This window comes from Bradyrhizobium sp. USDA 241, assembly GCF_049739505.1.
Lineage (GTDB): Bacteria > Pseudomonadota > Alphaproteobacteria > Rhizobiales > Xanthobacteraceae > Bradyrhizobium > Bradyrhizobium liaoningense.
In genome coordinates this window covers 620,771-647,768 of record NZ_JBMGPZ010000002.1, presented here as the reverse complement: position 1 = coordinate 647,768, position 26,998 = coordinate 620,771, and the positions used below count along the sequence as shown (strand labels likewise).

Here is a 26,998-nt window from a genome sequence, read left to right as displayed (position 1 = left end):
GTGCTGACTCATGAGCGGCCGGACTGCGTTGCGGCACGTTCGCCATCATCAGGCCTCATAGCCATCCGCGGCTCCAGCGGCACCTCCGCCGCGCCTGGCTCGGGCACGATCACATTGGCATGCTGCGTGACGTTGCCGACGATCGCGCTGCCGCCGTCCTGCACCGAGACGTTCTGAACGGTAATCGGTCGCTCGCCGCTGCTGCGGTGGCGGCTGAGGGCCTCCATCTGGGCTGCGAAGGTACGGGCCAGCCGAGTCAATGCGCGGGTGATGCCCTCCTGCTGCTGAAGATTTTCAGTCAGGGCGAGGCGGCAGGCAGACCGCATTGTGGCAACGTGAACGGACACCATCTGCGCCACCAGCATGGCTTCGAGCGAATCCCTCGGCGCGATGCTCTTCATCATCGAGATCATGAAGGCAAGATTGGGCTCGTCGGGCTTCTGCAGGACCACGCTGGCCTTCATCAGCTGCTTCAGGATGCCGTGCAGCGCGTCGTGATCGACGGCGCCGAGCGCGTCGGCCAGCAGGCGCTCGCCGGCCTGCGCGTCGGGATGCTGGATCACGATGCGCCGCCGGCTGAGCTTGATCCGTGGGCCCGGCCTGCCATCACATTTGGCGACGGGCGTCGTGCTGTTGCGTGTCAGGGCTGTCGTCATGTCGATATGTCCTTGGGCCCCGCGGCAGGGGCGAGGAGGCTCGCTGGGCGAGGCCGACCCGCGCAGCTGCCGTGCGGCGGTTGCGATTTTTCAGATGTCGATGAAGGGCTTGGGCGCGATCGGAGCGAGGCGCCATGGCCGGGCTGCTCACGGTTATCGCGATGTTGCCATTATGCCCCTGTTTTGCCCGACGAGTCAAAATCGATTTCGTAACATCCGAAGATCGCTGCCCAACGCAAGTCCTTGTTTCGACAGGGGCCGCCTACTGTGCATGGGGTTGTTTTCGCATTTTTTGTTTGGAAGGGGTCGTACGTGCCGTGCGGCGGAATGCCAACGCCCGAACGCGATTGCGGAATCCGGCGTGGCCGCTATTCATGATCCTCGAATGTGTCGCACGAACAAACATGCACAAGCGGCGCTGTGAGGCCTGAGAGAGAACGAATGCAACGAACGGTCCGCCTGCTGGCAGTCATCGCCGGATTGTGCGCTTCTGCGCTGTCGACGCAGGCCCTGGCGCAGAAATACCCGGTGCGGCCGGTCAAGGTCATGGTCGGCTTCAGCGCGGGCGGCCCGGTCGATGTGGTCGCGCGCATCATCAGCGATCGCCTCAGCAACAAGCTCGGGCAGCCCTTCGTGGTCGAGAACCGCGCCGGCGCCAACGGCATGATCGCCGCCGAAGGCGTCGCGCGCGCGGACGCGGACGGCTACACGATGCTCGCCTGCAACTCGTCCACGATCACGCTGAACAAGACGCTGTTCAAGGACGTCCGCTATGACCCGGAGAAGGACTTCGCGCCGCTGACCACCGTCGTCTCGGCGCCGCTCGTGCTCGTCGTCAATCCCGAGAATCCCAAGACGGCCAACATCAAGACCGTCGCCGATCTCGTCGCCGCGGCAAAGGCCGCGCCCGGGGCGCTCGCCTACGGCTCGGGCGGCAACGGCAATTCGCTCATCTCGCCATGGAGCTGCTCGGCCAGAAGGCCGGCATCAAGATGATCCACGTGCCCTATCGCGGCGGTTCGGCCGCCGAGGTCGGCATCCTCGCGCAGGAGGTGCTGGCGGTGTTCGATCCGCTCTCCGCCGTGCCGCTGGTGAAGGCCGGCAAGCTGCGCGCGCTGGCGGTGTCGTCGGCCGAACGGTTGCCAGCGCTGCCCGACGTGCCGACAGTCGCGGAAGCCGGCTATCCCGGCTTCGACATCTCGTTCTGGGTCGGCTTCTTCATGCCGAAGGCGACGCCCGCGCCGATCCTGGAGACGCTGCACCGGGAGATCGTCACGGCTGCCAAGGATCCCGCGGTCGCGGAGAAGCTCGGCTCGCAGGGCGTCGTCAGCGTGCTCAGCCCGGCCGACTATGCTGCGAAGATCGCGAAGGAGACGAAGGAGCTCGCCGAGGTCGTCGCGGCCGCGAACATCAAGGCGGAGTAGGGCTCCGCTCGCGAGGCAGCTTATTCGCTGCCCGCCAGCTGCGCCAGCCGGTCAAGCAACGGACGTTGTCCAGCGTTGATCCTCTCCTGCGCCGCTTCGAGCGTGAACCATGCGGCGCGGTCGACCTCCGGGAACGTCTGCCGTTTGCCGCTGCGAGGCGGCCATTCCATCTCGAACGTGTTGCTGCGAATGCTGGCCGTGTCGATGTCGAGCTCGGCCGCGAACGCGGTGACGACCTTCCCGCCGCGTTGCCTGACCTGACCCAGCGCCGTCAGCGGCACCGTCACCTCGAGGCCGAGCTCCTCGGCAAACTCCCGTCGCGCGGCGGCCTCGGCGTCTTCTTCGTCCGCGTACTCGCCCTTCGGGATCGACCATGCACCGAGATCCTTGTTGCGCCAGAACGGGCCCCCGGGATGAACGAGGAGAACCTCGATCTCCCCGCGCTTCCGATAGGCGATGATCCCGGCACTCTTCGATGGCATCTCAGGTTCCGCAGGAAAGAGGCGCGGCCTTCGCTCGGGAAGAAAGAACCGAGCGTTTGGCGCATCGAGCCCCGTGAACGTCGGGTGATCGAGTAGTCGCATGTCGGTCGGAAGCCGCTCTATCAAGCGGCTTCTCCATCTTCGTGTCAAATCGCAGAGCGTTCCCGAGCGGCGATGCGAACGGCGCGCGCCTTCGCGCTCCTTCCGGCAGCGCGTGCCGCGATCAGGCTGCGGGCCTTGCCGTGGGCGGTGGCATTCTTCCGCAACAGGGTTGCGAACCGCTTGCGCGCCCGGCTCGTCGCCACCCGCGTGCCGAGCTGCTCGGCCTTGTGAATGATGCTCGCGACCGAAGGCGTCAGGTTGACCGGAACCCAGGCGACGTCCCTGGCCTTGGAGAGAGTGCCGGTGCCTTCGCACGGCGCTTCGCGCGGCAGGTCGATGCGGATCGCAAGCGCCTCGGAGCGTTCGATCCAGTCTTCGGCTTTGGTGCCGGTGATGATCCGGACATAGTCGCGCGTCTCGCGCGGCAGCTCGCTCCCTCTGGCAAGCCATTTCTGGACGCGGCCGGGACCTGCGTTGTAGGCGGCGGCAGCAAGGCCGAGATTGCCGAAATCGTCGCGAAGCTTGCGCAGGAATTTTGCCGATGCCGGCAGCGCCTTCATGGGATCGAAGGGGTCGTCGAGCCCGACCTCGGCGGCCGTCTCCGGCATGAACTGCGCGACGCCTTGCGCGCCGGCATGGCTGACCTCGTTGGACTTGAAGCGGCTCTCCTGCCAGAGCAGGCGGGCGAAGAAGGGCACCGGAATGCCGCTGGACTCGGCGGCTTCACGAAGCGCGTGACAGAATTGTTCGGTTGGTGAAACCGGAGCTTGTAACACCGGCTCGGTTGCGCGCGGTGCCTCGATCCCCAGCTCATAGGCCGCGTGCGCGTTCGCGAACTCGATGGCCTGCACGCTGGCGACGAAGAGTTCGACCACCGGAACAAGTGGCGAGGCATGATTGTTCTGAACAATGGTGGTGTGGAACGGTGATGCTTGCCGGGATGCCGACGGATCGAGGTCGCACATCAGAATCAGGAATGCGGCGCAAGCCGCGACGACAAATCGCATTTGCGGAGACAACCTCGAACTGTGGGATGAACGGTCGGCGATGCGCCGGCGACAAGGAGTTCTTAACCGTCCGATTGCGGCAAAGCTGCGATCTCGTCGGTTCCTTCGGTGTTACTACGGTGTTCCCGAGGAGAAACCCTCCGCGGCCCTGGGGTCGCTTGCGAGTGGGATGTGCGATGACGATGCGATCGATGCTGGGCGCGGTGATTTCGCTGTGGCTCATCGGGCCGGCGCTCGCAGGCAATCTCGATCCGGGTGCGGTGAATGACGCTGCGCGTCCCGCGAAAGCGCCGGCCACCGACAAGATCAATCCAGCGGTGGTGAAGCTTCAGGTCCTGCTCGATCGTGCGCAATTCTCGCCCGGCGAGATTGACGGCAGGTTCGGCGAGAATGCGCAGAAGGCGCTCAAGGCATTCGCGGAGCAGAACGGCATCGCATCCGACAAGACAATGGCGCCGGAGCTCTGGGACAAGCTGACAGCGGCGAGCGAGGGTCCCATCGTCGCCGATTACAGGATCGCCGACACCGACGTAACAGGCCCGTTCCTGAAGGAGTTGCCGGGCAAGCTCGATGACATGAAATCGCTGAAGGCACTGAGCTACACCAGCCCTCTCGAAGGACTTGCCGAGAAATTCCACATGAGCGCGGATCTGCTCAAGGCGCTCAACCCCGGCAAGGCCTTCGACAAGGTGGGAGAGACGATCGTCGTTGCCAACGTTCCGGCACGGCGAGAGCTGCCGCGCGTGGCCCGGCTTGAGGTCGACAAGAAGAACGGGGCATTGAAGGCGTTCGACGCAAGCGGCGCTCTGCTGGCGTTCTATCCCGCGTCAGTCGGCAGTCCGGATCGCCCGACGCCGAACGGCACGCTCAAGGTGACCAGTACCCACGAGAGTCCGACCTATCGCTACAATCCCGACTACAAGTTCAAGAGCGTCAAATCCAAACGGCCGTTCGACATCAAGCCGGGTCCGAACAATCCGGTCGGAGCGTACTGGATCGGCCTGTCGGCGCAGGGCTATGGCATCCACGGAACGGCAGAGCCCGACAAGGTCGGCAAGTCGGCGTCTCACGGCTGCGTCAGGGTGACCAATTGGGACGCTCGTGTGATCGGCGAGAACGTCAAACGCGGCACGCCCGTTGTCTTCCTCGATGCGCCGACGGATACGTCCTCGAAGCAGCAGGGCGGACCCGCCGCGAAACGCGCCGCGAACTAGTCCTTGGGGAAATCCTTGCGCATCGCGATCTCGGCGGCATCGCCGGGCGACAGCACGGTCTGGTCGAACGCCGGTTGCGGCGTCGTCATGATGTCGTAGAGCGAGATGCCCTTGATCGGCTTGCCCATGAGTTCGCGGACGCATTCGGCGAGCGTGCCGTTGTAGACGAGATAGGGCGCGCCGCGATCCTTCAGCCTCTCGCCCTTCAGCGACGGCCACTTCTTCAATTCGGCCGGTGCGTCATAGGCAATCGGCGATTCCTCTTTGAACATGCGTTTGGTCCCGGCGACTTGGATTGCCGGGAATCCTAGGGCCGCCGGGGTAAACACCCGTTAAAGAATTAGTTCAAATCAGCCGGCAACGAAGGCGAGCAGGGTGCCGTTGGCCTTGGCCGGCGGCACGCAGATCGCATCGCTGCTGCGGACGGCGGCTGAACCCAGCGCCTTCCCGGTTGCCGCGAGATCGCCGCTGACCAGCACCAGCGCGGCACCGCCGCGCTCGGAGAGACCGGTCAGCGGCACGCCGGGATAGCGTTTGCCGAGCTGGTCCAGCGTCAGATAGACGAAGTCGGCGCGATCGCCGCCGGAAGGTACTGTGACCGCGCCGTCCGCCTCCGCGTGCGGCGCGCGGTCGATCAGACGACCGAGATGCGCAGCTTCCTGCGCCGGCTCGGGCGTTGCGATCAGCGTCTGCTTGATCCGCCTCGCCGCATTGGCGTGCTGCATCAGTTCGGGAATCCACACGGTCTCGCGCGTCTTGTGCTGGCACGCGAAGATGCGCACGCCGCCGGGCGCTTCCGCAGTCGGCCACATGAAGGTGCGGAATTTCGCCGCCGAGACCGTGCCGTCAGGCAGCGTCACCGGCCGCTCGAAATCGGTCGGGCCGATCGGCGTCAGGCCCCGTGCGCGGATCTCCTCCGCGCCGGCGGCGGAATCGATCGCGGTGAAGGCGATGCGCTCGATGCCCTCTCCCTGCTTGTCGAGGAACGCGCGCGCCGGCGCGTTCTGCTCGGTCGCGGCGAGCACGCCGAGCAGCTCCATGTAGTCGGGATCGAACATGATGGTGTAGTTGCCGGTGCCCATATGCGCGCTGTGGGTGCCGCGCGGCGACACCGTGAAGCCGAGCTGCCGGTAGTTCTCGGCGGCCTTGTCGAGGTCCTTCACCATGACCACGGCGTGGTCGATACCGATGACGTTCTTGAGGGCCACTGTTCTTTCCCCGATTGCAGACTGATCTTGCGCCGCGCCGGCGGCCACGGCTCCTGTCTACGCCGGCTAGGCGGTCAAGTCATTTTCAATTCAGCGGCAGATGCGGAATTTCATTCCGCGCAACGCATCCTCGCGCGACGACGTCAGCGCGCCTGCTCGATATAGGCGGCGATAAGCGCACGCTCATCGCTGGTCATCTCCGTGATGTTGCCCGGCGGCATGGCGTTCGACCAGGCCGCGACACGGCCGATCAGGCGGATGTTGCGATGGATGTGCTCGGGTGCGTCGAGGAGGATGCCTTTCGGGGCGGTCACAATGCCGGCCCAGACCGGCTCGGCCGCGTGGCACATGCTGCAGCGGGACATCACGATCTCCTCGACATTGGCGAGCGTCGGCTGCGCAGGCAGCGCGCCGGTCTTGACCTCGCGCGGGCCGGCCGCGGAGAGGAACAAGATCGCGACCACGCCGACCGCCGCCGCGCCCCACACCCACCACGGCGATTTGCGCCCCGCGTGTCGTTCGTTGAAGAAGTGGCGGATTACTGGCCCCAGCGCCAGGATGATCGCGACGATGATCCAGTTGAAGCGCGTGGCGTAGAGCAGGGGATAGTGGTTGCTGATCATCAGCACGACGACGGGGAGCGTCAGATAATTGTTGTGGACCGATCGCTCCTTGCTGGCCTTGCCGAGCTTCGGATCGGGCGCCTCGCCCGCGATCAGGCTGGCCACGATCTTCTTCTGGTTCGGGATGATCAGCGCGAAGACGTTGGCGACCATGATGGTGCCGATGATCGCTCCGATCTGGTTGAAGGCGCCGCGGCCGCTCAGCACGTGGGTGAAGGCGTAAGTCAGCGCGACCAGGAACAGATAGCCGCCGATGGCGAAGGGCAATTCGTGCCGCGCAAGCCCGGTGCGACAGGCGGCTTCATAAAGCAGCCACGCCAGCGCGAGGCTGCAGAAGCTGAACAGCCCGGCCTGGAAGGGCGTGATGTCGAGGATCGCCTTGTCGACCAGGAACAGGTCGGCCTCGAGATAATACACCACCACCATCAGCGCGAAGCCGGACAGCCAGGTGGTGTAAGCCTCCCATTTGAACCAGGTCAGCTCGTCCGGCATCCGGCTTGGGGCCACCAGATACTTCATGATCCGGTAGAAGCCGCCGCCATGAACCTGCCAGGCCTCGCCCTGCACGCCATCGGGCAGGTCGCCTGTCAGGTTGCTCCTGGGCTTGAGGCTGAGGTCGAGGGCGATGAAATAGAAGGAACTTCCGATCCAGGCGATCGCCGCCACGACGTGCAGCCAGCGCAGCAGCAGGCTCGCCCATTCCGATATCACGGATCCCCACATGATCTTCCCATCAGTCGCGACGGCGATGTCGCAGCTTTCATGACCGCAACCGCACCCTTACAATGTGTCGCATCTATCTGCGGTGTTTTCCAGTACGGTGGGTGCACCGGATGCATACCCTGCGGGCATGAGCTGACGTCGAATGCGACGGGTGTTTGATCTGCCGCAGAACGTTTGCGGATGAACGGCGTTGACGCCCGGTACGACAGGTGGGGAGGAAAGCGACGTGAAGAACAGGATTTCGTTCGCGGCAATGTCCGCGGGGCTGCTGGTCGCGGTTGCGGCCGGCGCGCAGGCCGAGCCGGTGTTGCAGGGCAAGGACGCCTATGGCGACTGGCGGGCCGACAAGCCCGGCACGGTCAGGCTGATCCGGCCCCAGGATCTGGTCAGGCCCGGCGCCACGCGGTCGGTTGCGAGCTCGTCGCGCGTGGTGCCGCGTCCGCCGGAGGCTGCGCTCCAGGTGCCGGCCGGCTTCAAGATCGAGCTGTTCGCCGAAGGCCTGCGCGCGCCGCGCATCATACGCGTGGCCCCTAACGGCGACGTCTTCGTCGCGGAGACACGGGCCGGTACCATCCGCGTGTTGCGCGCCGGGGAGGGCGGCAAGGTCGCGACCAACGAGGTGTTCGCCAGCGGACTGCGGCAGCCGTTCGGCATCGCCTTCTTTCCGAACGGCGACAATCCGCAATGGGTCTATATCGCCAACACCGACGGTGTCGTCCGCTTTCCCTATCAGGCCGGCGATCTCAAGGCGCGCGGCAAGGCGGAGACGATCGTGGCAAGCCTGCCGCATGACGGCGGCCATTCCACCCGCGACATCGCCTTCACGCTCGACAACAAGCGCATGCTGGTCTCGGTCGGTTCGCTCAGCAACGTCGCCGAGGGCATCGGCACGCCACCAGGCGGATTGGAGGCGTGGTCGAAGGCGCAGCCGCCTGGCGCGGCCTGGGCGAGCGAAACCGAGCGCGCGACCTTGCTGGCCTTCAATCCCGACGGCAAGGAGCGGAAGATCTACGCCACCGGCCTCCGCAACTGCGTCGGCCTCGCAATCCAGCCGCAGACCGGTCTGCCCTGGTGCTCGACCAACGAGCGTGACGGCCTCGGCGACGATCTCGTCCCCGATTACGTGACCAGCGTGAAGGAGGGCGCGTTCTACGGCTGGCCGTGGTTCTACATCGGCGGCAACGAGGACCCGCGCCACGCCGGCGCGCGGCCGGACCTGAAGGACAAGGTGACGGTGCCCGACGTGCTGATCCAGCCGCACTCGGCCTCGCTCGGCATGACCTTCTATCAGGGCACGCAGTTTCCATCCGAATACCAGGGCGACGCCTTCGCCGCTCAGCATGGCTCCTGGAATCGCTCGAAGCGCACCGGCTATAAGGTGATCCGCATCCGGATGAAAGACGGCAAGCCGACCGGGGAGTACGAGGATTTCGTAACGGGGTTCGTCGTGAGCGACTCGGAGGTCTGGGGCCGTCCGGTCGGCGTCGCCATGGCGAAGGATGGATCGCTGCTGGTGTCGGAGGACGGCAACGGCACGATCTGGCGGGTGATGCATTCGCGGTGAGCGACGTCTCTTCGCCTCTCCCCGCGTGCGGCAGGGCTATCGCATATGGTGAGAATGATGCTTCCGCGTCGGGACTGGGCTCCCTCTCCCGCTTGCGGGCAGGGCAATCGCATTTGAATTTTGCAGAGGTCGTCATGCCCGGGCTTGTCCCGGGCATCCACGTTCTTTGTGCTGCGTGGAAAGGCGTGGATGGCCGGGACAAGCCCGGCCATGACGCTGTGGAGACAGTCGGTGCCCATAGCCACATCTCATATGCGATAGCCCTGCCGCGTGCGGGGAGAGGGAGAAGAACGACCTACCCCCGTCGCACGCTGGCACCACCATCCACCGGCAGCGTCACACCCGTAATGAAATTCGCCTCATCGCTCGCCAGAAACAGCGCGGCGTTGGCGACGTCCCATCCGGTGCCCATCTTCCTGCGCAGCGGCACCTTGCTGTCGCGTTCGGCTTCGACCTCGGCGCGGGTCTTGTGCCATTCGCGGGCGCGGGTGTCGACGGCCATCGGCGTGTTCATCAGGCCGGGCAGGATGACGTTGGCACGGATGCCGTATTCCGCGTTTTGATAGGCGAGCTGTTCGGTGAAGGCGATCATCGCGGATTTCGTCGCCTTGTAGGCGACATAAGGATACGTCGTGATCGCGGCCATCGAGGAGATGTTGATGATGGCGCCGCTTCGTTGAGCGCGCATGATCGGGATCACCTCCTTCGCGGCGAGTATGCAGCTCTTCAGATTGATGGCGACGACGCGGTCGAACGCCTCCTCGGTCAGTTGCAGCAGCTCGGCGTCGCCGCCGGACAGGCTGACGCCGACATTGTTGTGCAGCACGTCGATCCGGCCCCAGCGCGATTGCGCGTCGGCCACCATCGCCTTGATGTCGGCGGCCTTGGTGACGTCGGCCTTGAAGGCCGCGGCGGTGCCGAGTTTCGCGGTGATCATCGCCACCGTTTCCTGCGCCGACTCCAGGTGATGGTCGACGCACAAGACCTTCGCGCCCTCGCGCGCGAAGGTGAGCGCGGTGGCGCGGCCGTTGCCCATGCCTTCGCCGGGACTTTGCCCGGCCCCGACGACGATCGCGACCTTGTCCTTCAAGCGCATCTCGGTTCACTCCCCGGCACGGGCACCATTCGTCCCATTATTTTCGTGCAGATTAGCAATCGCCCCGACCGGAGAGAAGGGCGTGGATCCTGCGTGCATGTCATTGACATCACATGGAATTGCATGTCGCGGCCGGCCTGTCGCGCATGACTGAGCCTTGCAGTGCAGGAACCGTTCTGCGGTCGCAGCGTTTGCGGCCGGAGCCTTTCCCGCGCTAGGCTCGGTCCCGGGGGCTCTCAACCGCCAGTGGCTTGCCGATGAATCTGCTCGATCCGCAAGGGCCCGTGGCTGCGGGCAACAGCACCATTCTGGTCGATTCCGTCTTCATCATGCTCGTGATCGTGGTGCCCACCATCATCACGATCCTCGGCTTTGCTTTCTGGTTTCGCGCCTCGAATCCGAGAGCGCGCTACCAGCCTGGCTTCGTCTATTCCGGCCGCGTGGAAATGGTGGTGTGGTCGATCCCTGCACTTACGGTCATCCTGCTCGGCGGTGTCGCCTGGATCGGCTCGCACCAGCTCGATCCGGCCGCGCCCGTGCCGGGCACCGGAAGCCCGGTGCGGATCCAGGCCGTGTCGCTCGACTGGAAATGGCTGTTCATCTATCCGGACCAGCGCATCGCCACCGTCAACACGTTGACGGTGCCCGCGGGCGCCGAGCTGAATTTCCAGCTGACATCGTCGAGCGTGATGAACACGTTCTTCATCCCGCAGCTTGGCAGCATGATCTACACCATGAACGGCATGGTGACGAAGCTCAACCTGCGCGCCGACAATGAAGGCAAGCTCCAGGGCCTGTCCGCGCATTTCTCCGGCGATGGGTTCCCGGACATGATGTTCGACGTCAACGTCGTCTCGCCGCTCGCCTTTCCGGAATGGGTGGCGAATACCGCCAGGACGGATGCGGTGCTGAACGCGGACAGCTACAAGAAGCTGATGCAGCAGGGCATCGAGAAGGGCCGGCCTGTCTACCGCCTGGACGATCCGCGGCTGTTCGACCTGATCGCGACCCAGCACATTCCGCCGGGGCCGGGGCCGGGGCCGGGGCCGGGGCCGGGGCCGGAGCTCGCATCCGAAGCGGGCCGGTCGCACAATGGAGGCCATGATGCTCGGTAAGCTCGATTGGTCGGCCATTCCGCTTGATCAACCGATTCCGCTCGTCGCCGGCGCGGTGGTGCTGGTCGCCATCCTCGGCGTCTTGACGTGGGTCGTGGTGAAGGGACATCTGCCCTATCTCTGGAGCGAATGGATCACCAGCGTCGATCACAAGCGCATCGGCGTCATGTATATCCTGCTCGCTTCGGTGATGCTGCTGCGTGGCGGCTGCGACGCCATCATGATGCGGATCCAGCAGGCGGTCGCCTATCAGTCGCAGGGCTATCTGCCGCCGGAGCACTACAACCAGATCTTCTCCGCGCATGGCACCATCATGATCTTCTTCGTGGCGATGCCCTTCGTGATCGGGCTGATGAACCTCGTCGTGCCGCTTCAGCTCGGCGTGCGCGACGTCGCGTTTCCGACGCTCAATTCGGTCGGCTTCTGGCTGACTGCGACCGGCGCGCTGCTGGTCAACGTCTCGCTCGTGGTCGGGGAGTTCGCGCGCACCGGCTGGCTCGCCTTTCCGCCGCTGTCGGGGCTGGTCTACTCGCCCGGTGTCGGCGTCGACTATTACGCCTGGTCATTGCAGATCTCCGGCGTCGGGACGCTGGTCGCCGGCATCAATCTCGTCACGACCGTGCTGAAGCTGCGCACGAAGGGCATGAACTATCTGCGCATGCCGATGTTCTGCTGGACCACGCTGGCCTCGAACCTTCTCATCGTCGCGGCCTTCCCGATCCTCACCGCCACGCTCGCGATGCTGCTGCTGGACCGCTACCTCGGCTTCCACTTCTTCACCAACGAGGCCGGCGGCAACGTCATGATGTTCATGAACCTGATCTGGGCCTGGGGCCATCCCGAGGTCTACATCCTGGTGCTGCCGGCTTTCGGCATCTTCTCGGAGGTGGTCTCGACCTTTTCCGGCAAGGCGCTGTTCGGCTATCGCTCCATGGTGCTCGCGACCATGGCAATTTGCGTCGTCTCGTTCATGGTCTGGCTGCACCACTTCTTCACGATGGGGGCGGGGCCCGACGTCAATGCCATCTTCGGCATCGCCAGCATGATCATTGCGATACCGACCGGCGTGAAGATCTACAACTGGCTGTTCACGATGTATGGCGGCCGCATCCGTTTTGCGACGCCGATGTTGTGGTCGGTCGGCTTCATGGTCACCTTCATCATCGGCGGATTGACGGGCGTCCTCGTCGCGGTGCCGCCGGCCGACTTCATGCTCCACAACAGCATGTTCCTGGTCGCGCACTTCCACAACGTCATCATCGGTGGCGTGCTGTTCGGCGCCTTCGCCGGCCTGGAATACTGGTTTCCGAAGGCGTTCGGTTTCCGCCTCGACGAGCGCTGGGGCAAGGCCGCATTCTGGTTCACCTTCATCGGCTTCTACGTCACGTTCATGCCGCTCTACATCGCCGGGATGCTCGGCATGACCCGTCGCTTGCAGCATTACGATGTCGCGGCATGGCGGCCCTGGATGATCGTCGCGGCGGTCGGCATGGCCGTGCTGACGATCGGCGTGATCTGCCAGATCGTGCAGCTCGTGGTCAGCATCCGCAATCGCGAGGCGTTGCGCGATCGCACCGGCGATCCCTGGGACGGGCGCTCGCTGGAATGGGCGACCTCGTCGCCGCCGCCGGTATTCAACTTCGCCTTCAATCCCGATGTGCGCGGCGAGGACGCCTATTGGGAGATGAAGGTCCACGCCCGGCAGCAATCGCTCGCGCACGAAGAGCCCGAATATCAGGACATCGAGATGCCCCGCAATTCGCCGACCGGCTTCGTCTGCGCGTTCTTCGCCACCATCATGGGCTTCGCGCTGATCTGGCACATCTGGTGGATGGTGATCCTGGGCGGCATCGGCGCGTTCGCGACCTTCGTCGTGTTCGCCTGGCGCGACCATGACGAGTACGTCATTCCTGCCGAGGAGGTCGCCCGCATCGACCGCCTCAATGTCGAGGAGCGGCGCAGCCTCGTCAGCATGGCGGGAGCAGTCTGATGGCGATGACCGCGACTGCCGACCACGCCCGGGCCGATCCCCATCACATCGGCGTCGTCATCGAGCATCCCGGGCCTGCGCCGAAGCGGATCGTGACCGCCTACGGCTTCTGGGTCTTCCTGCTCTCCGACATCGTGATGTTCTCCTGCTTCTTCGCGGCCTATGCGGTGCTGTCCGGCCAGACTGCCGGTGGCCCGAAGGGCGCGGAGATCTTCGATCAGAGGAATGTCGCGATCGAGACGGTCTGCTTGCTGCTCTCGAGCTTCACCTGCGGCATGGCCAGCATCGCCGCCGACGTGCGCAACCGGTTCTGGTTCTATCTCGGCATGACCGTCACCTGCGTGCTCGGGCTCATATTCCTCGTGCTCGAGTTCCGCGAATTTGCCGATCTCGTTGCGCGCGGGTACGGTCCGTCGCGCAGTGCGTTCCTGACCGCGTTCTTCTCCCTGGTCGGCTGCCACGGCCTGCATGTCTCCGCCGGCGTGCTGTGGCTCCTCACCATGATGGCCCAGGTGTTCGCAAAGGGCTTTCGCGCCGACATTCTGCGCCGGATGATGTGCTTTGCACTGTTCTGGCATGCGCTCGACATCATCTGGGTCGCAGTGTTCTCGGTCGTCTACCTGCTCGGGGGTGCGGCATGAGCGAGCAGACGCATGGAATGGTCAAGCACGACCTCGCACCCGGTGAGGAAGAGCAGCATAGTGTCGGCACGAGGGTCGTCGGATACGTGGTCGGCCTCGTGCTCGCGCTGCTGCTTACGGCGACCTCGTTCTTCATCGCCGGCACCGATCTGGTCTGGCAGCCCTCGATTCCGGTCGCGCTGATCGTGCTTGCGATCGCACAGATGGGTGTGCATCTCGTGTTTTTCCTGCACATCACCACGGGCCCCGACAACACCAACAACGTGCTGGCGCTCGCCTTCGGGCTGCTGGTCGTCTTCCTGGTGGTGGGCGGGACGGTCTGGATCATGGCGCATCTCAACGCGAACATGCCGCCGATGGACCAGATCATGCGGATGCAGTGATCACGCGCAACGATCGCAAGAAGGCGTCAGGGTGCATCCGGAGCGCTGAGGTTGCCGCGGCGTCATGGCTCGTCCCGGGCACGACGCCTCGGCCTGCACAGCGGTGCACAGAAAAGAACGGCCGCTTGCTCGTGACAAGCGGCCAAGTCTAGGGAGGAAACGCCCGAGCAAAGACAATCGGGCCGGAGCCGGATTGTTGCCAAGGAAACGCTCGCGCAAGGCGCTCGCGTACGCATACAAATGCAGCAACTGCCGATGAAATTCAATCCCGGATCAATACGTAGTCGGAATACTACTCACGGATGCGGAACCCGCCCGTTCACTTTGGCCGGCGGCAATTATAGGCCTTGCGGAAGCCGGCGGCCTGGGCGTCGTCCTCCGAGCAGAACCAGCGGTCCGGTTTGGTGGTCGCGGGATAGCTCGGGCAGCCGCGCAGATGATAAATGCCGATATTGCCGGTGACGCGGGCGCGCACCGCAAGCTTGCCCTTGATGCTGCAGCTGGGCGGCATGGTCAGCTCTTCCGGGAACAGCACGGCGCGGATTTCCTTGTCGCGGTCCGGGCGGCAGGCGGCCCCCAAGAGCGCGCCGTCCTTCTTGCCGCTCCGGAAATCTTGCGGTGCAACAAAGCAACCTTTCCAGATCCCGACCGCTGCCGTTTTGGCCTCGGTGGCCGTCGGCTTGAAGTTGGCCTTGATCGGCTCGCGAGCGAGGGCAAAGCCGAGCTTGATCAGCTGCTCGTTCAGGCTAGCCTTGTCGCCCTCGGCCGTGCAGATCGCCCGGTGTCGCTTGCCGAAGCTCTTTTCCGGCCCGACATCGTCGCAGCGCACCACGCGTCCCTTGATCAGCTTCGTAAGCTGATCGCGGGCCTCGATGCCGCAGGTCCAGGTATCGGCTTGGTTGTCGATGCAGACCTGGTCCAGCTCGGGCGCATCGACGCCATCCAGCCGATATGTCACGTCGCCAAGCTGGATGGAATTGCCGTCGCGGGCCGTCGCGGCGCCGGTCAGCGCCGAGGCAGGGGCGGAGGTGCCCAGAAACCCGGACAAGGCCAAAAACGAAACGAGCGCAAAAGCGCGGGCGCTGGCAAAGTAATTTCGGAAGGACATACGGTCTCGCTATCGATGGGCTCGTGCGTCTCGTTCCTAGCATCGGGATGTGGCGATACCAATGGTCTGCACCCCGCGAAGCGCGACATTCCGGCCGCGCGGCTTTACTAGGCCGTCGCTCTGACCCTATCGTTCGCCGGCCTCGCCGAGCGCGAAAGGCCGAATCGCCCGGGAAGCGGCGAGGGGAGGAAAGCTTGCGATGAAAGACCCCGTGGACGTCCTGATCATCGGCGCCGGCGCTTCAGGCGCGGCGGTGGCGTGGTCGCTGGCCGAGACCAGGATGCACATCCTCTGCCTGGAGCAGGGCGGCTGGATGAACCCGGCGGAATATCCCAGCACCGGCCGGGATTGGGAGGCCAAATTCTACGGCGAATGGTCGTCGAGCCCCAACGTCCGCGGCCGGCTCGAGGACTATCCGATCAACGACGACAACTCCCCGATCAAGGTCGTCAACTACAATGCGGTCGGCGGCTCGACGGTGATGTACACCGCGCATTGGCCGCGGCTGCATCCCTCCGATTTCAAGGTGAAGACGCTGGACGGCGTCGCCGACGACTGGCCGATCGACTACGACGCGCTGACCCCGTTTTTCGAAGAGAACGACCGCATGATGGGGACGTCCGGCCTGTCAGGCGATCCACTCTCGCCGTTGACGCATCCGCCGATGCCGCAACAGCCGCTCGGATTGTCCGGCGCCATCATCGGCAAGGCCATGAACAAGCTCGGCTGGCACTGGTGGCCGTCGGACACGACGGTCGCGACCATGGACTATGAGGGCCGGGCGCGCTGCATCAATCTCGGCCATTGCACGCCGGCCTGCGCGCAAGGCGCAAAGTCCTCCACCGACATCACCTATTGGCCGCATGCGATCCGCGCCGGCGTCGAGTTGCGCACCCATTGCCGCGTGCGGGAGATCAGCACCGACGAGAACGGCATGGCCTCGGGCGTCGTCTACTACGACAAGGACGGCGTCGAGCAGTTTCAGCCTGCGCATGTCGTCATCATCGCCTGCAACGGCGTGGGCACGCCGCGCCTGCTTTTGAACTCGGCCTCGGGGCGCTTTCCGAACGGGCTTGCAAATTCGTCCGGCCTCGTCGGCAAGAACCTGATGTTCCATCCCTATGCTCAAATCTACGGATTTCTGAAGGAGCCGACCGACAGCAATCGCGCGCCGCCGACCTGCCTGTGGAGCAAGGAGTTCTACGACACTGACCCGTCGCGCGGCTTCGTGCGCGGGTACGGCATCCAGTTCGGCCGCGGCGCGGGGCCGGTGTTCGAGGCGGTCGCGAGCGAGCAAAAGGGCATTCTGCCATGGGGCGCCGACCATCATCGCGTATTCCGTAAGCTCAACGGTCATCGGCTCGCGGTGTCGGCAATCTGCGAGGATCTGCCCGAGGAGCACAACCGCGTCACGCTCGATCCCGTGCTGAAGGACAGCCACGGCATCCCCGCGCCGAAGGTCGACTATACGATCAGCGAGAACAGCCGGAAAATGATGGAGCACGGGCTGGCGCGTGGCCGGGAGATTCTCGAGACCGCCGGCGCGACCGACATCTGCATCAACAATCCGATCCCCTGGGGCGGCTGGCATCTGCTCGGCACCGCGCGGATGGGCACTGACCCCGAACGTTCCGTGGTCAACGAATGGGGCCGCGCGCACGACGTGAAGAACCTCTTCATCGTCGACGGCAGCATCTTCGTCACCTCGGGCGGCGTGAACCCGACGTCGACCATCCAGGCCCTCGCGCTCTACATCGCCGACCAGATGAAGCAGCGCCTCGCCAATTTGTTCGATTGAGAATGATGATGTTCAGACCCAGCCACGCTGCATCTCTCCCGCCTGCGGGAGAGGTCGGCGCGTCCGGGCGATGCGAAGCATCGTCCCGCGCGCCGGGTGAGGGCTCCCTCCTCTGGGGGAGTCCCTCCGCGGAGACACCCTCTCCCCAACCCTCCCCCGCAGGCGGGGGAGGGAGCAGACCTTCATCGCCGCACGAGTGTTAGAAGAGCACGCCATGTCTGATCAACTCACCCTCACGCCGCGGCAGCGCGATGACCTCCGCACCATCGCGGCGATGATCATTCCTCCGAGCGAGGAATATCGCGTACCAGGCGCCGATGACGACATCATCCAGGCCGACATAATCGCAACGCTTGGCCGCGACACCAAACAGGTCGTGACGGCGCTGGATCACCTGGCTCGGCTCGCCGGCATGCCGCTGGCCGATCTCGAGCCCGCCGCGCGCGACGGCGTCGCCCAGCAGTTCCGCATCTCCGGCGGCGTCGCCGCCGCAACGCTCGTCCGCGTGGTCCTGCAATGCTACTACCGCGACGACCGCGTGCTGCGCTCGCTCGGGCTGGAGCTGCGCGCGCCGTTCCCCAAGGGGCACGTCCTCCCGGATGGGGACTGGTCGCTGCTCGACCCGGTCAAGGCAAGAGGAGGCTCTCTGAGGCGGACGTCCTAGCCATCTGGGCAGTCCAGCCCTGCGCTCCGGGCGGGCACCTTGCGCGGCAGGAAACAGGCCACCATCTGTGTGAGCCTCAAGGACTCTTGCCATGCTGGACTTCACCTCAGACATCGTCGATGACGCGCCGTCATCGCGAACGACGACATCTGCCCCTGTCGACGACAGGGCCCTGCTGGACGCCTATTCCAATGCCGTGATCGACGTGACCGACCGTGTCGGTCCCGCGGTCGTGCGCGTCGAGACCGGGCCGAAGGTGCCGAACGGCCGCGAGCGCGGCGGGCTCGGCTCGGGCATCGTGATCTCGCCCGATGGGCTCGTCCTCACCAACAGCCATGTGGTCGGCAGTTCGAAGGAAATTCGGCTGCGCGACGTCGAGGGCCATGTCGGCGACGCGCAGGTGCTCGGCGTCGACCCCGACACCGATCTTGCCCTGCTGCGCGCCAACGGCGCGCGCCACTTGCCCTATGCCGCGCTCGGTAACTCCAAGACCCTGCGCCGCGGCCAGCTGGTGATCGCGATCGGCAATCCGCTCGGCTTCGAATCGACCGTGACCGCCGGCGTCGTGTCGGCGCTCGGGCGCTCGATCCGTTCGGTGAGCGGGCGCACCATCGAGGACGTGATCCAGACCGATGCCGCGCTCAATCCCGGCAATTCGGGTGGCCCGCTGGTGTCGTCGAATGCCGAGGTGATCGGCATCAACACCGCAATCATCAACGGCGCGCAAGGTATCTGCTTTGCGGTCGCCAGCAACACCGCGCAATTCGTGCTGTCGGAGATCATCCGCCACGGCTATGTCCGCCGCGCCTATATCGGTGTTGCCGGCCAGACCGCGCCGGTCCCGCGGCGGCATGCGGTGCTGGCCGGCGTCGAGAACAAGATGGGCGCGCTCTTGATGCAGATCGAGCCGGATGGACCCGCGGCCAAGGCGGGCCTGTTGCCCGGCGACGTCGTGATCAGGCTCGACGGCGTCGAGATCAACGGCGTCGATGATCTGATCCGCGTGCTCGACCGCGACCGGATCGGCCGGCGGCTCGCCATGGACGTGCTGCGGCTCGGCCGCCTGCGAGCGATCGATATCGATCCGATCGAGCGCAAGAAGGCGCGCTAGCGCTCGGGCGCCTGGGCGCGGTATGACACCGTCATGCCTCGCTCACGGAAGCTTGCCGCATGATGCCGGCGCACGAGACCTACGACATCATTGTCATCGGCGCCGGTGCCGGTGGCATGACGGCCGCGGCCGTCGCCGCCGCCGAAGGCCTGCGCGTGCTGGTGATCGAGAAGACCGCCTTCGTCGGCGGCACCACCGCCTGGTCCGGCGGCATGATCTGGATCCCCGCCAACCCCAAGATGAAAGAGGCGGGACTTTCCGACAGCGTCACCGATGCAGTCCGGTATCTGTCGAGCACGGTCCCCGAGCCCGCCAATGCCGGCCTGCGCGCCGCCTTCCTCGCGCGCGGGCCCGAGGCGATCGCCTATCTCGAAGCCAACACAGAGGTGCGGCTCCAGCTGGTGGGGGACTATCCGGACTATTATCCGGAACGGCTGGGGGCGACGGCCGGCGGCCGCGTGCTGGAGCCGGTTGTCTTCAACGGCGCCCGGCTGGGAAAAGGTTTCGCGCGATTGCGGCCACCGCTGCCGGAGTGCACGCGGTTCGGCGGGATGATGGTCAGCCGCCTTGACATTCCGTATCTAGCCCGGATCGGAACGTCGCTGCGCTCGACCTTGCGCGCGGCGCAGTTGGTTTCCGGCTATGCGTGGCAGCGCCTGCGATGGCCGCGCGGCACGACATTGTATCTCGGCAATGCGCTCGCCGCGCAGCTGTATGCCACGCTGCTGGCGCGGCGGGTCGAGATCCTCTTCAGCGCCGATGTCGAGGGCTTATCGATGCGGGACGGGCGCGTCGCTGGCGTGGTGATCCGCCACGGCGCCCGCGACCGCCTGATCACAGCGCGTCGCGGCGTCGTGCTCGCGACTGGAGGCTTCTCGCATGATGCAAGCTTGCGCAAACGCTTCTTCCCGGCCGGGGCAGGTTTTATCTCGGCGGCCACTGCGTCGGCGACGGGCGACGGGATTCGTCTGGCGACTGCGGCCGGTGCAGCGCTCAACACGGACGCGACGAACGTGGCCTATTGGGTCCCGGCCTCGCTGTTCCGCCGCACTGATGGCAGTCGCGGCGTGTTCCCGCACTTGGTGACCGACCGCGCCAAGCCCGGCCTGATCGCCGTCAATGCGGCCGGCCGGCGCTTCGTCAACGAGGCGCTGTCCCACCACGAGTTCGTGCTGGCCATGCTGCGCGAGGCCAATGGTGAGCCCGACCGGCCGTTCCACCTGATCTGCGACCGCCTGTTCCTGTGGGCCTACGGCCTCGGCCGCATCAAGCCATTCACGCGCAATTACCGGCGCTATGTAGCGAGCGGTGAGTTGATCGAGGCGGCGGATGTCGCGCAGCTTGCAGTCGAGATCGGCATCAAGCCATCCGTGCTTGCAGCGACGGTCGCGAATTACAATACCGCTGCGAAGGAGGGGCGCGATCCCGAGTTCGGTCGCGGCAGCACCATCTATCAGCGCCATCTCGGCGATGCCGCGCACAAGCCCAACCCTTGCGTCGCGCCGATCGTCCGCGCGCCGTTCTTCGCGCTGCGCATCCATCCGGCGGATCTCGGCACGGCCATCGGCATGACGGTGGATGCGCAAGCGCGTGTACTGCGCAAGGACGGCACCCCGGTCGCCGGCCTCTACGCCTGCGGCAATGACATGGCTTCGATCATGAACGGCAACGATCCGGCTTCGGGCATCACGCTCGGGCCGGCGCTGACCTTCGGGTACATCGCGGGGCGGCATCTGGCTGAGGGCAGCATGGCGCTGCCAACAAGGCTGGCCACGACACCAGTCTAGCCGTCCCCACCCCTGTCATGCCCCGCGAAAGCGGGGCATCCAGTACGCCGCGGCCCATCGAGGAATCACAGCCGTCTCGGAGTACGGGATCGCCCGGTCAAGCCGGGCGATGACACCGGGAGTGTGGCGAAACGCCTTCTCCTACTCCGCAGCCGCCGCAAAGCGGCTGTTCTCGAGCTCCGCTTCCAGCCGGGCCTGCTCCGCCGCCGCCAGCCTGATATTGGCTTCCTTGACATGGCCGAAGCCGCGGATCGTCTCGGGCACCCGTGCAAGCCGGGCCAGCAGCGGGATCTGCGCCGCCTGCAGCCCGACGATCCGCTGATCGATCATCGCCAGATAATCCGCGATCAGCTTCCGCTCGGTCCGGCGCTCCTCGGTGCGGCCGAACGGATCGAGCAGGCCGCCGCGCAGGAACTTGAGCTTGGCGAGAATGCGGAAGGCTTGGATCATCCAGCCGCCGAACTCCTGCTTCTGCAGATGTCCCGTCACCTTGTCGCGCTTTGCGAAGATCGGCGGGGCGAGGTGGTACTTCAGGGTGAAATCGCCATCGAACTTCTCCGACACCTTCCTGGCAAAGCTGCCGTCAGTATAGAGCCGTGCAACCTCGTACTCGTCCTTGTAGGACATCAGCTTGAACAGGTTCTTCGCGACGGCCTCGGTCAGCTCCGTCGACGCGGGCGAAACGGCGCTCTCCGCCTTGCGCACCTTGGCGACCGCCGCGAGATAGCGGTCGGCGTAGGCCTTGTCCTGATAGCGGGTCAGGAATTCGGCGCGGGTTGCGATGATGTCGTCGAGCGATTTCGTTGGCGCGGATGCGCGGCTCTTGAACTGGAGCACGCTTCGCACCCGCGACATGTCGTGGGCGGCGAGGCGGCCCCAGGTGAAGGCGAGCTTGTTCATCTCGATCGCGGCGCCGTTGATGTCGATGGCGCGGAGCAGGGCCTCCAGCGACAGCGGGATCGCGCCCTTCTGGAAGGCGAAGCCGAGCATGAAGGGGTTGGTGGCGATGCTGTCGCCCATCAGCGCGGCGGCAATGCCCGTGGCGTCGATGATGTCGAGGTTTTTGTCGCCGATCGCGTCGCGCAGCACGGTCTGCATCGTGCCCATTTCGAAATCGAGATCGGGGTTCTGCACGAAGCTGGCGGTCGGCTGCAGGTCGGCGTTGATGTAGGCCTTCGTCACGCCGCGCTCGGCGCGGCTGAGTGCGGTCGGGCCGGCCGAAACGATCATGTCGCAGCCGAGGATGACGTCGGCGCCGCCCGTGGTGATGCGGACGGCGGAGATATCTTCCGGCTTCGGCGCGATGCGCACATGGCTCATCACCGCGCCGTTCTTCTGCGAGAGGCCGGTGAAATCCAGCGCCGAGCAGCCGCGGCCATCGACGTGGGCGGCCATGCCGAGCAAGGCGCCGATGGTGATGACGCCGGTGCCGCCGATGCCGGTGACGAGGATATTGTAGGGGCCGTCGAGCTCTCGCGCCGGCGGCAGCGGCAGATCGGCGAACAATTGCCCGGAATCGACCGCCGAGGTCTTCATCCGCTTCAACGTTCCACCATGCACGGTGACGAAGCTCGGACAAAAGCCCTCGACGCAGGAAAAATCCTTGTTGCAGTTCGACTGGTCGATCTGGCGCTTGCGGCCGAACTCGGTCTCAAGCGGCTGCACCGAGACGCAATTGGAGGCCTGCGAGCAGTCGCCGCAGCCTTCGCAGACGAGCTCGTTGATGAAGGCGCGCTTGGCTGGATCGGGATAGAGCCCGCGCTTGCGGCGGCGGCGCTTTTCGGCGGCGCAGGTCTGGTCGTAGACGATGACGGTGAGGCCCTTGATGTCGCGCAGCTCGCGCTGCATGGCATCGAGCTCGCGGCGGTGATGGATGGTTGCGCCTTGCGGAAAGTAGTTTCCTGGCGGGTACTTGCTCGGATCGTCGGAAACGATCGCGAGCCGCTTGACGCCTTCGGCCCAGACCTGATGCGCGATCTGCGCGACGTTGAAGGCGCCTTCGGCCGGCTGGCCGCCGGTCATGGCGACGGCGTCGTTGTAGAGGATCTTGTAGGTGATGTTGATGCCGGCGGCCGATGCCGCGCGGAGGGCGAGGAGTCCGGAATGGGTGTAGGTGCCGTCGCCGAGGTTCTGGAAAATGTGCTGCTCGGTGGTGAATGGTGACTGGCCGATCCAGTTCACGCCCTCGGCGCCCATATGCGAGATCAGATCGGTCCGGCGGGTCGGCATGCTCAGGGCCATGCCGTGGCAGCCGATGCCGGCCATGGCGCGGCTGCCCTCGGGCACGCGCGTGGAGGTGTTGTGCGGGCAGCCCGAGCAGAAGAACGGCGTGCGCGCGAGCTTGATCTGGGTGCTGGTGGTGACGGGATTGTCGAAGGCCTCGAGCCGGGCGAGGCGCTGCTCCAGCACCGGGCTGTGATGGCCGAGCTTGCGCAAGCGTGCCACCAGTGCGCCCGCGACGATGGTCGGCGTCAGCTCGCCCTCGCTCGGCAGCAGCGGCGCGCCGCGCTCGTCGCGCTTGCCCGTGACGGTCGGGCGCTTCGATGCGTCGATATTGTAGAGGATGCGCATGAGCTGGTCTTCGATGAAGCCGCGCTTCTCCTCGACCACCAGCACGTCCTGAAGGCCTTCGGCAAAACGCCTGGCGCCGCTTTCCTCGAGAGGCCAGGTCAGCGCGACCTTGTAGATGCGCAAGCCCAGATCCTGCGCGTCCTTGTCCGTAATGCCCAAATCGGCGAGCGCCTGGCGCAAATCGAGATAGGCCTTGCCGGTCGCGACGATGCCGAGCCGCGCCGGCTTCGAATCGAGCACGATGCGGTCGAGCTGGTTGGCGCGGGCGAAGGCCTGCACGGCGGCCATCTTCGGGCCGAACAGGCGCTTCTCGGCGTCGAGCGGCGGATCGGGCCAGCGGATGTTGAGGCCGCCGGGCGGCATCTCGAAATCGTCGGGCAGCTTGATCTGGATGCGTTCGGGATCGCTGTAGATCGACGCGGAGCTCTCGACGGTCTCGCTGATCGCCTTGAAGCCGACCCAGCAGCCGGAGAAGCGCGACAGCGCGAAGCCGTAGAGGCCGAGATCGAGATAGTCCTGCAGCGTCGCGGGATTGATCACGGGGATCAGCGCCGCCGCGAACACCTGCTCGCTCTGATGCGCCAAGGTCGAGGACTGGCAGCCGTGGTCGTCGCCGGCAAGCGCGAGCACGCCGCCGTTCAGCGAGGTGCCGGCTGCATTGGCATGCTTGAGCGCATCCACCGAGCGGTCGACGCCGGGGCCCTTGCCGTACCAGATGCCGAACACGCCATCGACCTTGGCGCCGGGAAACAGGCCGACTTGCTGGCTGCCCCACACGGCGGTTGCAGCTAAGTCCTCGTTCAGGCCGGGCACGAAGGCGATATCGTGCTGCTGGAGGTGCGACTTCGCCCGCCACAATGCGTGGTCGTACATGCCGAGCGGGGAACCGCGATAGCCCGAGATGAAGCCGCCGGTGTTGAGGCCTTGGAGTCGGTCGCGTTCGCGCTGCAACATAGGAAGGCGGACGAGGGCCTGGGTGCCGGACAGGAAGATCCGCTTCGATTCGAGCCGGTATTTGTCGTCCAGCTGGGAGTGTCAGAAGTTTTGTGTAAGAGCGTCTCTGTGAGGGGTTTGCGGGGTCAGCGGACTGACCCCATGGGGTCAGTCCGCTGAGCCTGCAAAGCGCTCGCCGAACTGGATGGCAAACTGGCCCATTGCGGCCGTCCATGCAACCGGTCGTCGCCAATGGAAGAGCTGGCCCCGCAAATTCGGACAGTAGCTTGAGTGGATTTTCTGCCTGACAGCGGCGAGGATTCTTGCTGCGAATCAGGAGCGAAGATGACGAAGAAGAGCCGCCGGACGCATTCTCCGGCATTCAAGGCGAAGGTTGCTTTGGCTGCGGTCAAAGGCGACAAGACACTGGCGGAGCTGGCGCAACTGTTTGATGTTCATCCGAACCAGATCACGATCTGGAAAAACCAGCTCCTGGAAGGCGCCGCCGGCGTGTTTGGGCATGACAAGACATCGGCCGAGACGCCGGTCGATTTGAAGGCGTTACATGCCAAGATCGGCGAGCTGGCGTTGGAAAACGATTTTTTGTCCGGCGCGCTCACCAAGGCGGGCCTGCTGAGCGCAAAGCGATGATCGACCGCGATCATGATCTTTCTATCGTGCGCCAGGCGAAGGTCCTGAAGCTGGCTCGCAGCACGGTCTACTATGAACCTCGGCCAGTTTCGGCCGAGGACCTTGCCTTGATGCGTCGGCTCGATGAGCTGCATCTCGATTATCCCTTCGCGGGAGCGCGTATGCTGCGATCGTTGCTGCGGCGGGAGGGCGTATACGCCGGTCGCCGCCACATCGCGACGCTGATGAAGCGCATGGGGATCGAGGCGGTCTATCGTCGCCCGAACACGAGCAAGCCGGCTCCGGGTCACAAGATCTACCCGTACCTGTTGCGCGGATTGAAGATCGAGCGGCCCGACCATGCGTGGGCAATGGACATCACCTACATTCCGATGCGGCGTGGCTTCGTCTATCTCGCGGCGGTCGTCGATGTGTTCAGCCGACGGGTCCTGGCCCATCGCGTCTCGATCACAATGGAGGCGGCCTTCTGCGTCGAAGCGGTCCAGGAGGCGTTGGCGAAGCACGGCAGGCCCGAGATTTTCAACACGGATCAGGGCAGCCAGTTCACCAGCCTCGAGTTCACCGATGTGCTGCTGGACGCGAAGATCGCCATCAGCATGGACGGCAAGGGCGCCTGGCGCGACAACGTGTTTGTCGAGCGGCTCTGGCGCACGGTCAAATACGAAGAAGTATATCTCCGCGCCTACGACAGCGTGTCCGAGGCGCGAGCGTCAATTGCCAAGTATCTGGCCTTCTACAATCAGGGACGCCCTCACTCGAGCCTTGACGGGCGCACGCCCGACGAGGCTTACTTCGGCACGCAAGCTATGGTGATGGCCGCATGACCGTCGCCGACGGTTTTGTCGTCGCTCTGGTCGGGCTACGCCCTCCCGACGCAACGACAAAACCGTAAAGCCCCGCGTTCAGCATAACCCGGCAGGAATCCACTTAAATCCAGCGGGGCGCTGTCCAAACAACCGGGGCCAGCTCTGGATGCCGGCATTTCTGATGGCGAGGTAAAGCAGCTTCATCGCCGCCTCGTCGTTGGGGAAGCTGCCGCGTGTTTTGATGATCTTGCGCAGCGAACGGTTCAGCGCCTCGACCGCGTTGGTGGTATAGATCATTTTGCGTATCTCCGGCGCGAAGGCGAAGAACGGAATGACGTGCTCCCACGCCCGGCGCCAGGCCGCCCCGATCGCGGGATAGCGCTTGCCCCACTCGGCTTCGAAGTCCTCGAGCCTGAGCAGAGCGGCGTCGGCATTCTCGGCATGATAGATCGCCTTGATCGAGGGAAGGATCGCCTTGCGATCCTTCCAGGACACGAAGGATAGGCTGTTGCGGATCAAATGCACGATGCAGGTCTGGACCATCGCCTTGGGAAAGACGCTGTTGATCGCCTCGGGAAAGCCCTTCAGACCGTCGACGACGGCGATCAGGATGTCGGCGACGCCGCGGTTCCTCAGATCGTTCATGACCTTGAGCCAGAATTTGGCGCCTTCGGTTTGCTCGATCCAAAGCCCGAGCACGTCTTTCTCGCCCGATGCAGTGATGCCCAGCACGACGTAGACTGCCTTGTTCTTGACCATCCCCTCATCGCGAATCTTGACCCTGAGCGCGTCGAAGAAGACCACCGGATAGATCGCTTCCAGCGGCCGGCTCTGCCATTCGCGGACCTCGTCGAGAATCGCGTCGGTGACCTTGCTGATCAGATCGGGGGACACCTCGGTGCCGTAGAGCTCGGCCAGATGGCCCTGGATCTCCCGTACCGTCATGCCCCGCCCGTAGAGACTGATGATCTTCTCGTCGAAGCCGTCGAAGCGGGTCTGGCCCTTCGCGACGATCACCGGTTCGAACGTGCCGGCGCGGTCGCGCGGCACCTCGATCTCGATCTCGCCGTCGTCCGTCAACAGCGCTTTGCTGCTTGTGCCGTTGCGGCTGTTGCCCGACCCGCGGCCCGCCGGGTCGCCCTTCTCATAGCCAAGGTGGTGGGTCAGCTCCGCACCCAGTGCGCGCTCCAGAAGCGCCTTCTTCAGTCGTCTGAAAAGCCCGTCTTCGCCGGCTAAGTCTTCTGGCTTGAGGCTGCCCCCGGCAAGAAGCTGGTCCAAAATCTCAGGTGAAAAATCCGTAGCCATGTGAGTCTCCTGTCAAAGGTAAACTCACAGAAACCA

21 protein-coding genes and 1 pseudogene are annotated in these 26,998 nt (G+C 64.9%); 12 read left to right on the top strand and 10 right to left on the bottom strand.

What is annotated here, in order from left to right:
• Positions 1-8: 8 nt before the first annotated feature.
• The gene (locus ABIF91_RS03860) at positions 9-656 is read right to left on the bottom strand and encodes a hypothetical protein (RefSeq protein WP_028177696.1); all 648 of its coding nucleotides are present in this window, start codon (positions 654-656) and stop codon (positions 9-11) included.
• A gap of 441 nt (positions 657-1,097) precedes the next feature.
• Here ABIF91_RS03860 and ABIF91_RS03855 point away from each other — a divergent pair.
• Positions 1,098-2,080: pseudogene (locus tag ABIF91_RS03855) on the top strand (Bug family tripartite tricarboxylate transporter substrate binding protein).
• A 20-nt stretch (positions 2,081-2,100) separates the two neighbouring features.
• On the opposite strand, the gene ABIF91_RS03850 reads toward ABIF91_RS03855, so the two are convergent.
• Positions 2,101-2,562, bottom strand: a complete 462-nt coding sequence (locus tag ABIF91_RS03850) for an NUDIX domain-containing protein (RefSeq protein WP_028177694.1) — start codon at positions 2,560-2,562, stop codon at positions 2,101-2,103.
• 146 nt (positions 2,563-2,708) lie between these two features.
• A complete protein-coding gene (locus ABIF91_RS03845) occupies positions 2,709-3,671 on the bottom strand; it encodes a lytic transglycosylase domain-containing protein (RefSeq protein ID WP_284282932.1) in 963 nt (320 codons plus the stop codon).
• 182 nt (positions 3,672-3,853) lie between these two features.
• Between ABIF91_RS03845 and ABIF91_RS03840 the strand changes: the two genes are divergently transcribed.
• Entirely contained in the window at positions 3,854-4,885 is a 1,032-nt protein-coding gene (locus tag ABIF91_RS03840) for a L,D-transpeptidase family protein (RefSeq protein WP_035677508.1), read from the top strand.
• Here the strand turns inward: ABIF91_RS03840 and ABIF91_RS03835 are convergent.
• The 3 genes from ABIF91_RS03835 to ABIF91_RS03825 form a co-directional block, all read right to left on the bottom strand.
• Entirely contained in the window at positions 4,882-5,157 is a 276-nt protein-coding gene (locus ABIF91_RS03835; protein WP_035677504.1) for a hypothetical protein, read from the bottom strand. The genes ABIF91_RS03840 and ABIF91_RS03835 overlap by 4 nt on opposite strands.
• Positions 5,158-5,235: 78 nt before the next feature.
• Complete coding sequence (locus tag ABIF91_RS03830) at positions 5,236-6,093, bottom strand: VOC family protein (RefSeq protein WP_028177690.1); 858 nt, start codon at positions 6,091-6,093, stop codon at positions 5,236-5,238.
• Positions 6,094-6,236: 143 nt separating this feature from the next.
• Positions 6,237-7,439 carry a urate hydroxylase PuuD gene (locus tag ABIF91_RS03825; protein WP_028177689.1) on the bottom strand — a complete coding sequence of 401 codons (1,203 nt, stop codon included), beginning with the start codon at positions 7,437-7,439 and terminating at the stop codon, positions 6,237-6,239.
• 226 nt (positions 7,440-7,665) lie between these two features.
• Between ABIF91_RS03825 and ABIF91_RS03820 the strand changes: the two genes are divergently transcribed.
• Positions 7,666-9,003, top strand: a complete 1,338-nt coding sequence (locus ABIF91_RS03820; protein WP_035694808.1) for a PQQ-dependent sugar dehydrogenase — start codon at positions 7,666-7,668, stop codon at positions 9,001-9,003.
• 295 nt (positions 9,004-9,298) lie between these two features.
• On the opposite strand, the gene ABIF91_RS03815 is transcribed toward ABIF91_RS03820, so the two are convergent.
• Positions 9,299-10,099 carry an SDR family NAD(P)-dependent oxidoreductase gene (locus ABIF91_RS03815; protein ID WP_028177687.1) on the bottom strand — a complete coding sequence of 267 codons (801 nt, stop codon included), beginning with the start codon at positions 10,097-10,099 and terminating at the stop codon, positions 9,299-9,301.
• A 257-nt stretch (positions 10,100-10,356) separates the two neighbouring features.
• Here ABIF91_RS03815 and ABIF91_RS03810 point away from each other — a divergent pair, with 257 nt between their 5' ends.
• From ABIF91_RS03810 to cyoD, 4 genes are read left to right on the top strand one after another with little or no spacing between them, the layout of a single operon-like run.
• Entirely contained in the window at positions 10,357-11,214 is an 858-nt protein-coding gene (locus ABIF91_RS03810; RefSeq protein ID WP_424578767.1) for a cytochrome ubiquinol oxidase subunit II, read from the top strand.
• Positions 11,204-13,204 carry a cytochrome o ubiquinol oxidase subunit I gene (gene cyoB, locus ABIF91_RS03805; RefSeq protein ID WP_424579079.1) on the top strand — a complete coding sequence of 667 codons (2,001 nt, stop codon included), beginning with the start codon at positions 11,204-11,206 and terminating at the stop codon, positions 13,202-13,204. The genes ABIF91_RS03810 and cyoB overlap by 11 nt, the downstream gene beginning before the upstream one ends.
• On the top strand, positions 13,204-13,845 hold the full coding sequence (locus tag ABIF91_RS03800; RefSeq protein WP_028177684.1) for a cytochrome (ubi)quinol oxidase subunit III: 642 nt from the start codon (positions 13,204-13,206) through the stop codon (positions 13,843-13,845). The genes cyoB and ABIF91_RS03800 overlap by 1 nt, the downstream gene beginning before the upstream one ends.
• Entirely contained in the window at positions 13,842-14,228 is a 387-nt protein-coding gene (cyoD, locus tag ABIF91_RS03795) for a cytochrome o ubiquinol oxidase subunit IV (protein WP_028177683.1), read from the top strand. Before ABIF91_RS03800 ends, cyoD begins: the two co-directional genes overlap by 4 nt.
• Positions 14,229-14,547: 319 nt before the next feature.
• Here cyoD and ABIF91_RS03790 read toward each other — a convergent pair whose 3' ends face one another.
• Complete coding sequence (locus ABIF91_RS03790; protein ID WP_028177682.1) at positions 14,548-15,336, bottom strand: thermonuclease family protein; 789 nt, start codon at positions 15,334-15,336, stop codon at positions 14,548-14,550.
• A 199-nt stretch (positions 15,337-15,535) separates the two neighbouring features.
• Here ABIF91_RS03790 and ABIF91_RS03785 point away from each other — a divergent pair, with 199 nt between their 5' ends.
• From ABIF91_RS03785 to ABIF91_RS03770, 4 genes are all read left to right on the top strand, one after another.
• Positions 15,536-17,134, top strand: a complete 1,599-nt coding sequence (locus tag ABIF91_RS03785) for a GMC family oxidoreductase (protein ID WP_424578766.1) — start codon at positions 15,536-15,538, stop codon at positions 17,132-17,134.
• 214 nt (positions 17,135-17,348) lie between these two features.
• Positions 17,349-17,798 (top strand): hypothetical protein, encoded by a 450-nt coding sequence (locus ABIF91_RS03780; protein WP_028177680.1) that lies wholly within the window; start codon positions 17,349-17,351, stop codon positions 17,796-17,798.
• A 91-nt stretch (positions 17,799-17,889) separates the two neighbouring features.
• Positions 17,890-18,909, top strand: a complete 1,020-nt coding sequence (locus ABIF91_RS03775; protein WP_028177679.1) for a S1C family serine protease — start codon at positions 17,890-17,892, stop codon at positions 18,907-18,909.
• A 59-nt stretch (positions 18,910-18,968) separates the two neighbouring features.
• Positions 18,969-20,696, top strand: a complete 1,728-nt coding sequence (locus ABIF91_RS03770) for an FAD-dependent oxidoreductase (RefSeq protein ID WP_028177678.1) — start codon at positions 18,969-18,971, stop codon at positions 20,694-20,696.
• Positions 20,697-20,837: 141 nt separating this feature from the next.
• On the opposite strand, the gene ABIF91_RS03765 is transcribed toward ABIF91_RS03770, so the two are convergent.
• Entirely contained in the window at positions 20,838-24,293 is a 3,456-nt protein-coding gene (locus ABIF91_RS03765; RefSeq protein ID WP_424579078.1) for an indolepyruvate ferredoxin oxidoreductase family protein, read from the bottom strand.
• Positions 24,294-24,545: 252 nt separating this feature from the next.
• On the opposite strand from ABIF91_RS03765, the gene ABIF91_RS03760 reads away from it, so the two are divergent.
• A protein-coding gene (locus tag ABIF91_RS03760) for an IS3-like element ISRj2 family transposase (protein WP_129557670.1) occupies positions 24,546-25,675 on the top strand; the annotation gives its coding sequence in 2 pieces (ribosomal slippage) (positions 24,546-24,798 and positions 24,798-25,675; 1,131 coding nt in all).
• Positions 25,676-25,753: 78 nt separating this feature from the next.
• Here the strand turns inward: ABIF91_RS03760 and ABIF91_RS03755 are convergent.
• Complete coding sequence (locus ABIF91_RS03755; RefSeq protein WP_424578765.1) at positions 25,754-26,962, bottom strand: IS256 family transposase; 1,209 nt, start codon at positions 26,960-26,962, stop codon at positions 25,754-25,756.
• Positions 26,963-26,998 lie beyond the last annotated feature (36 nt).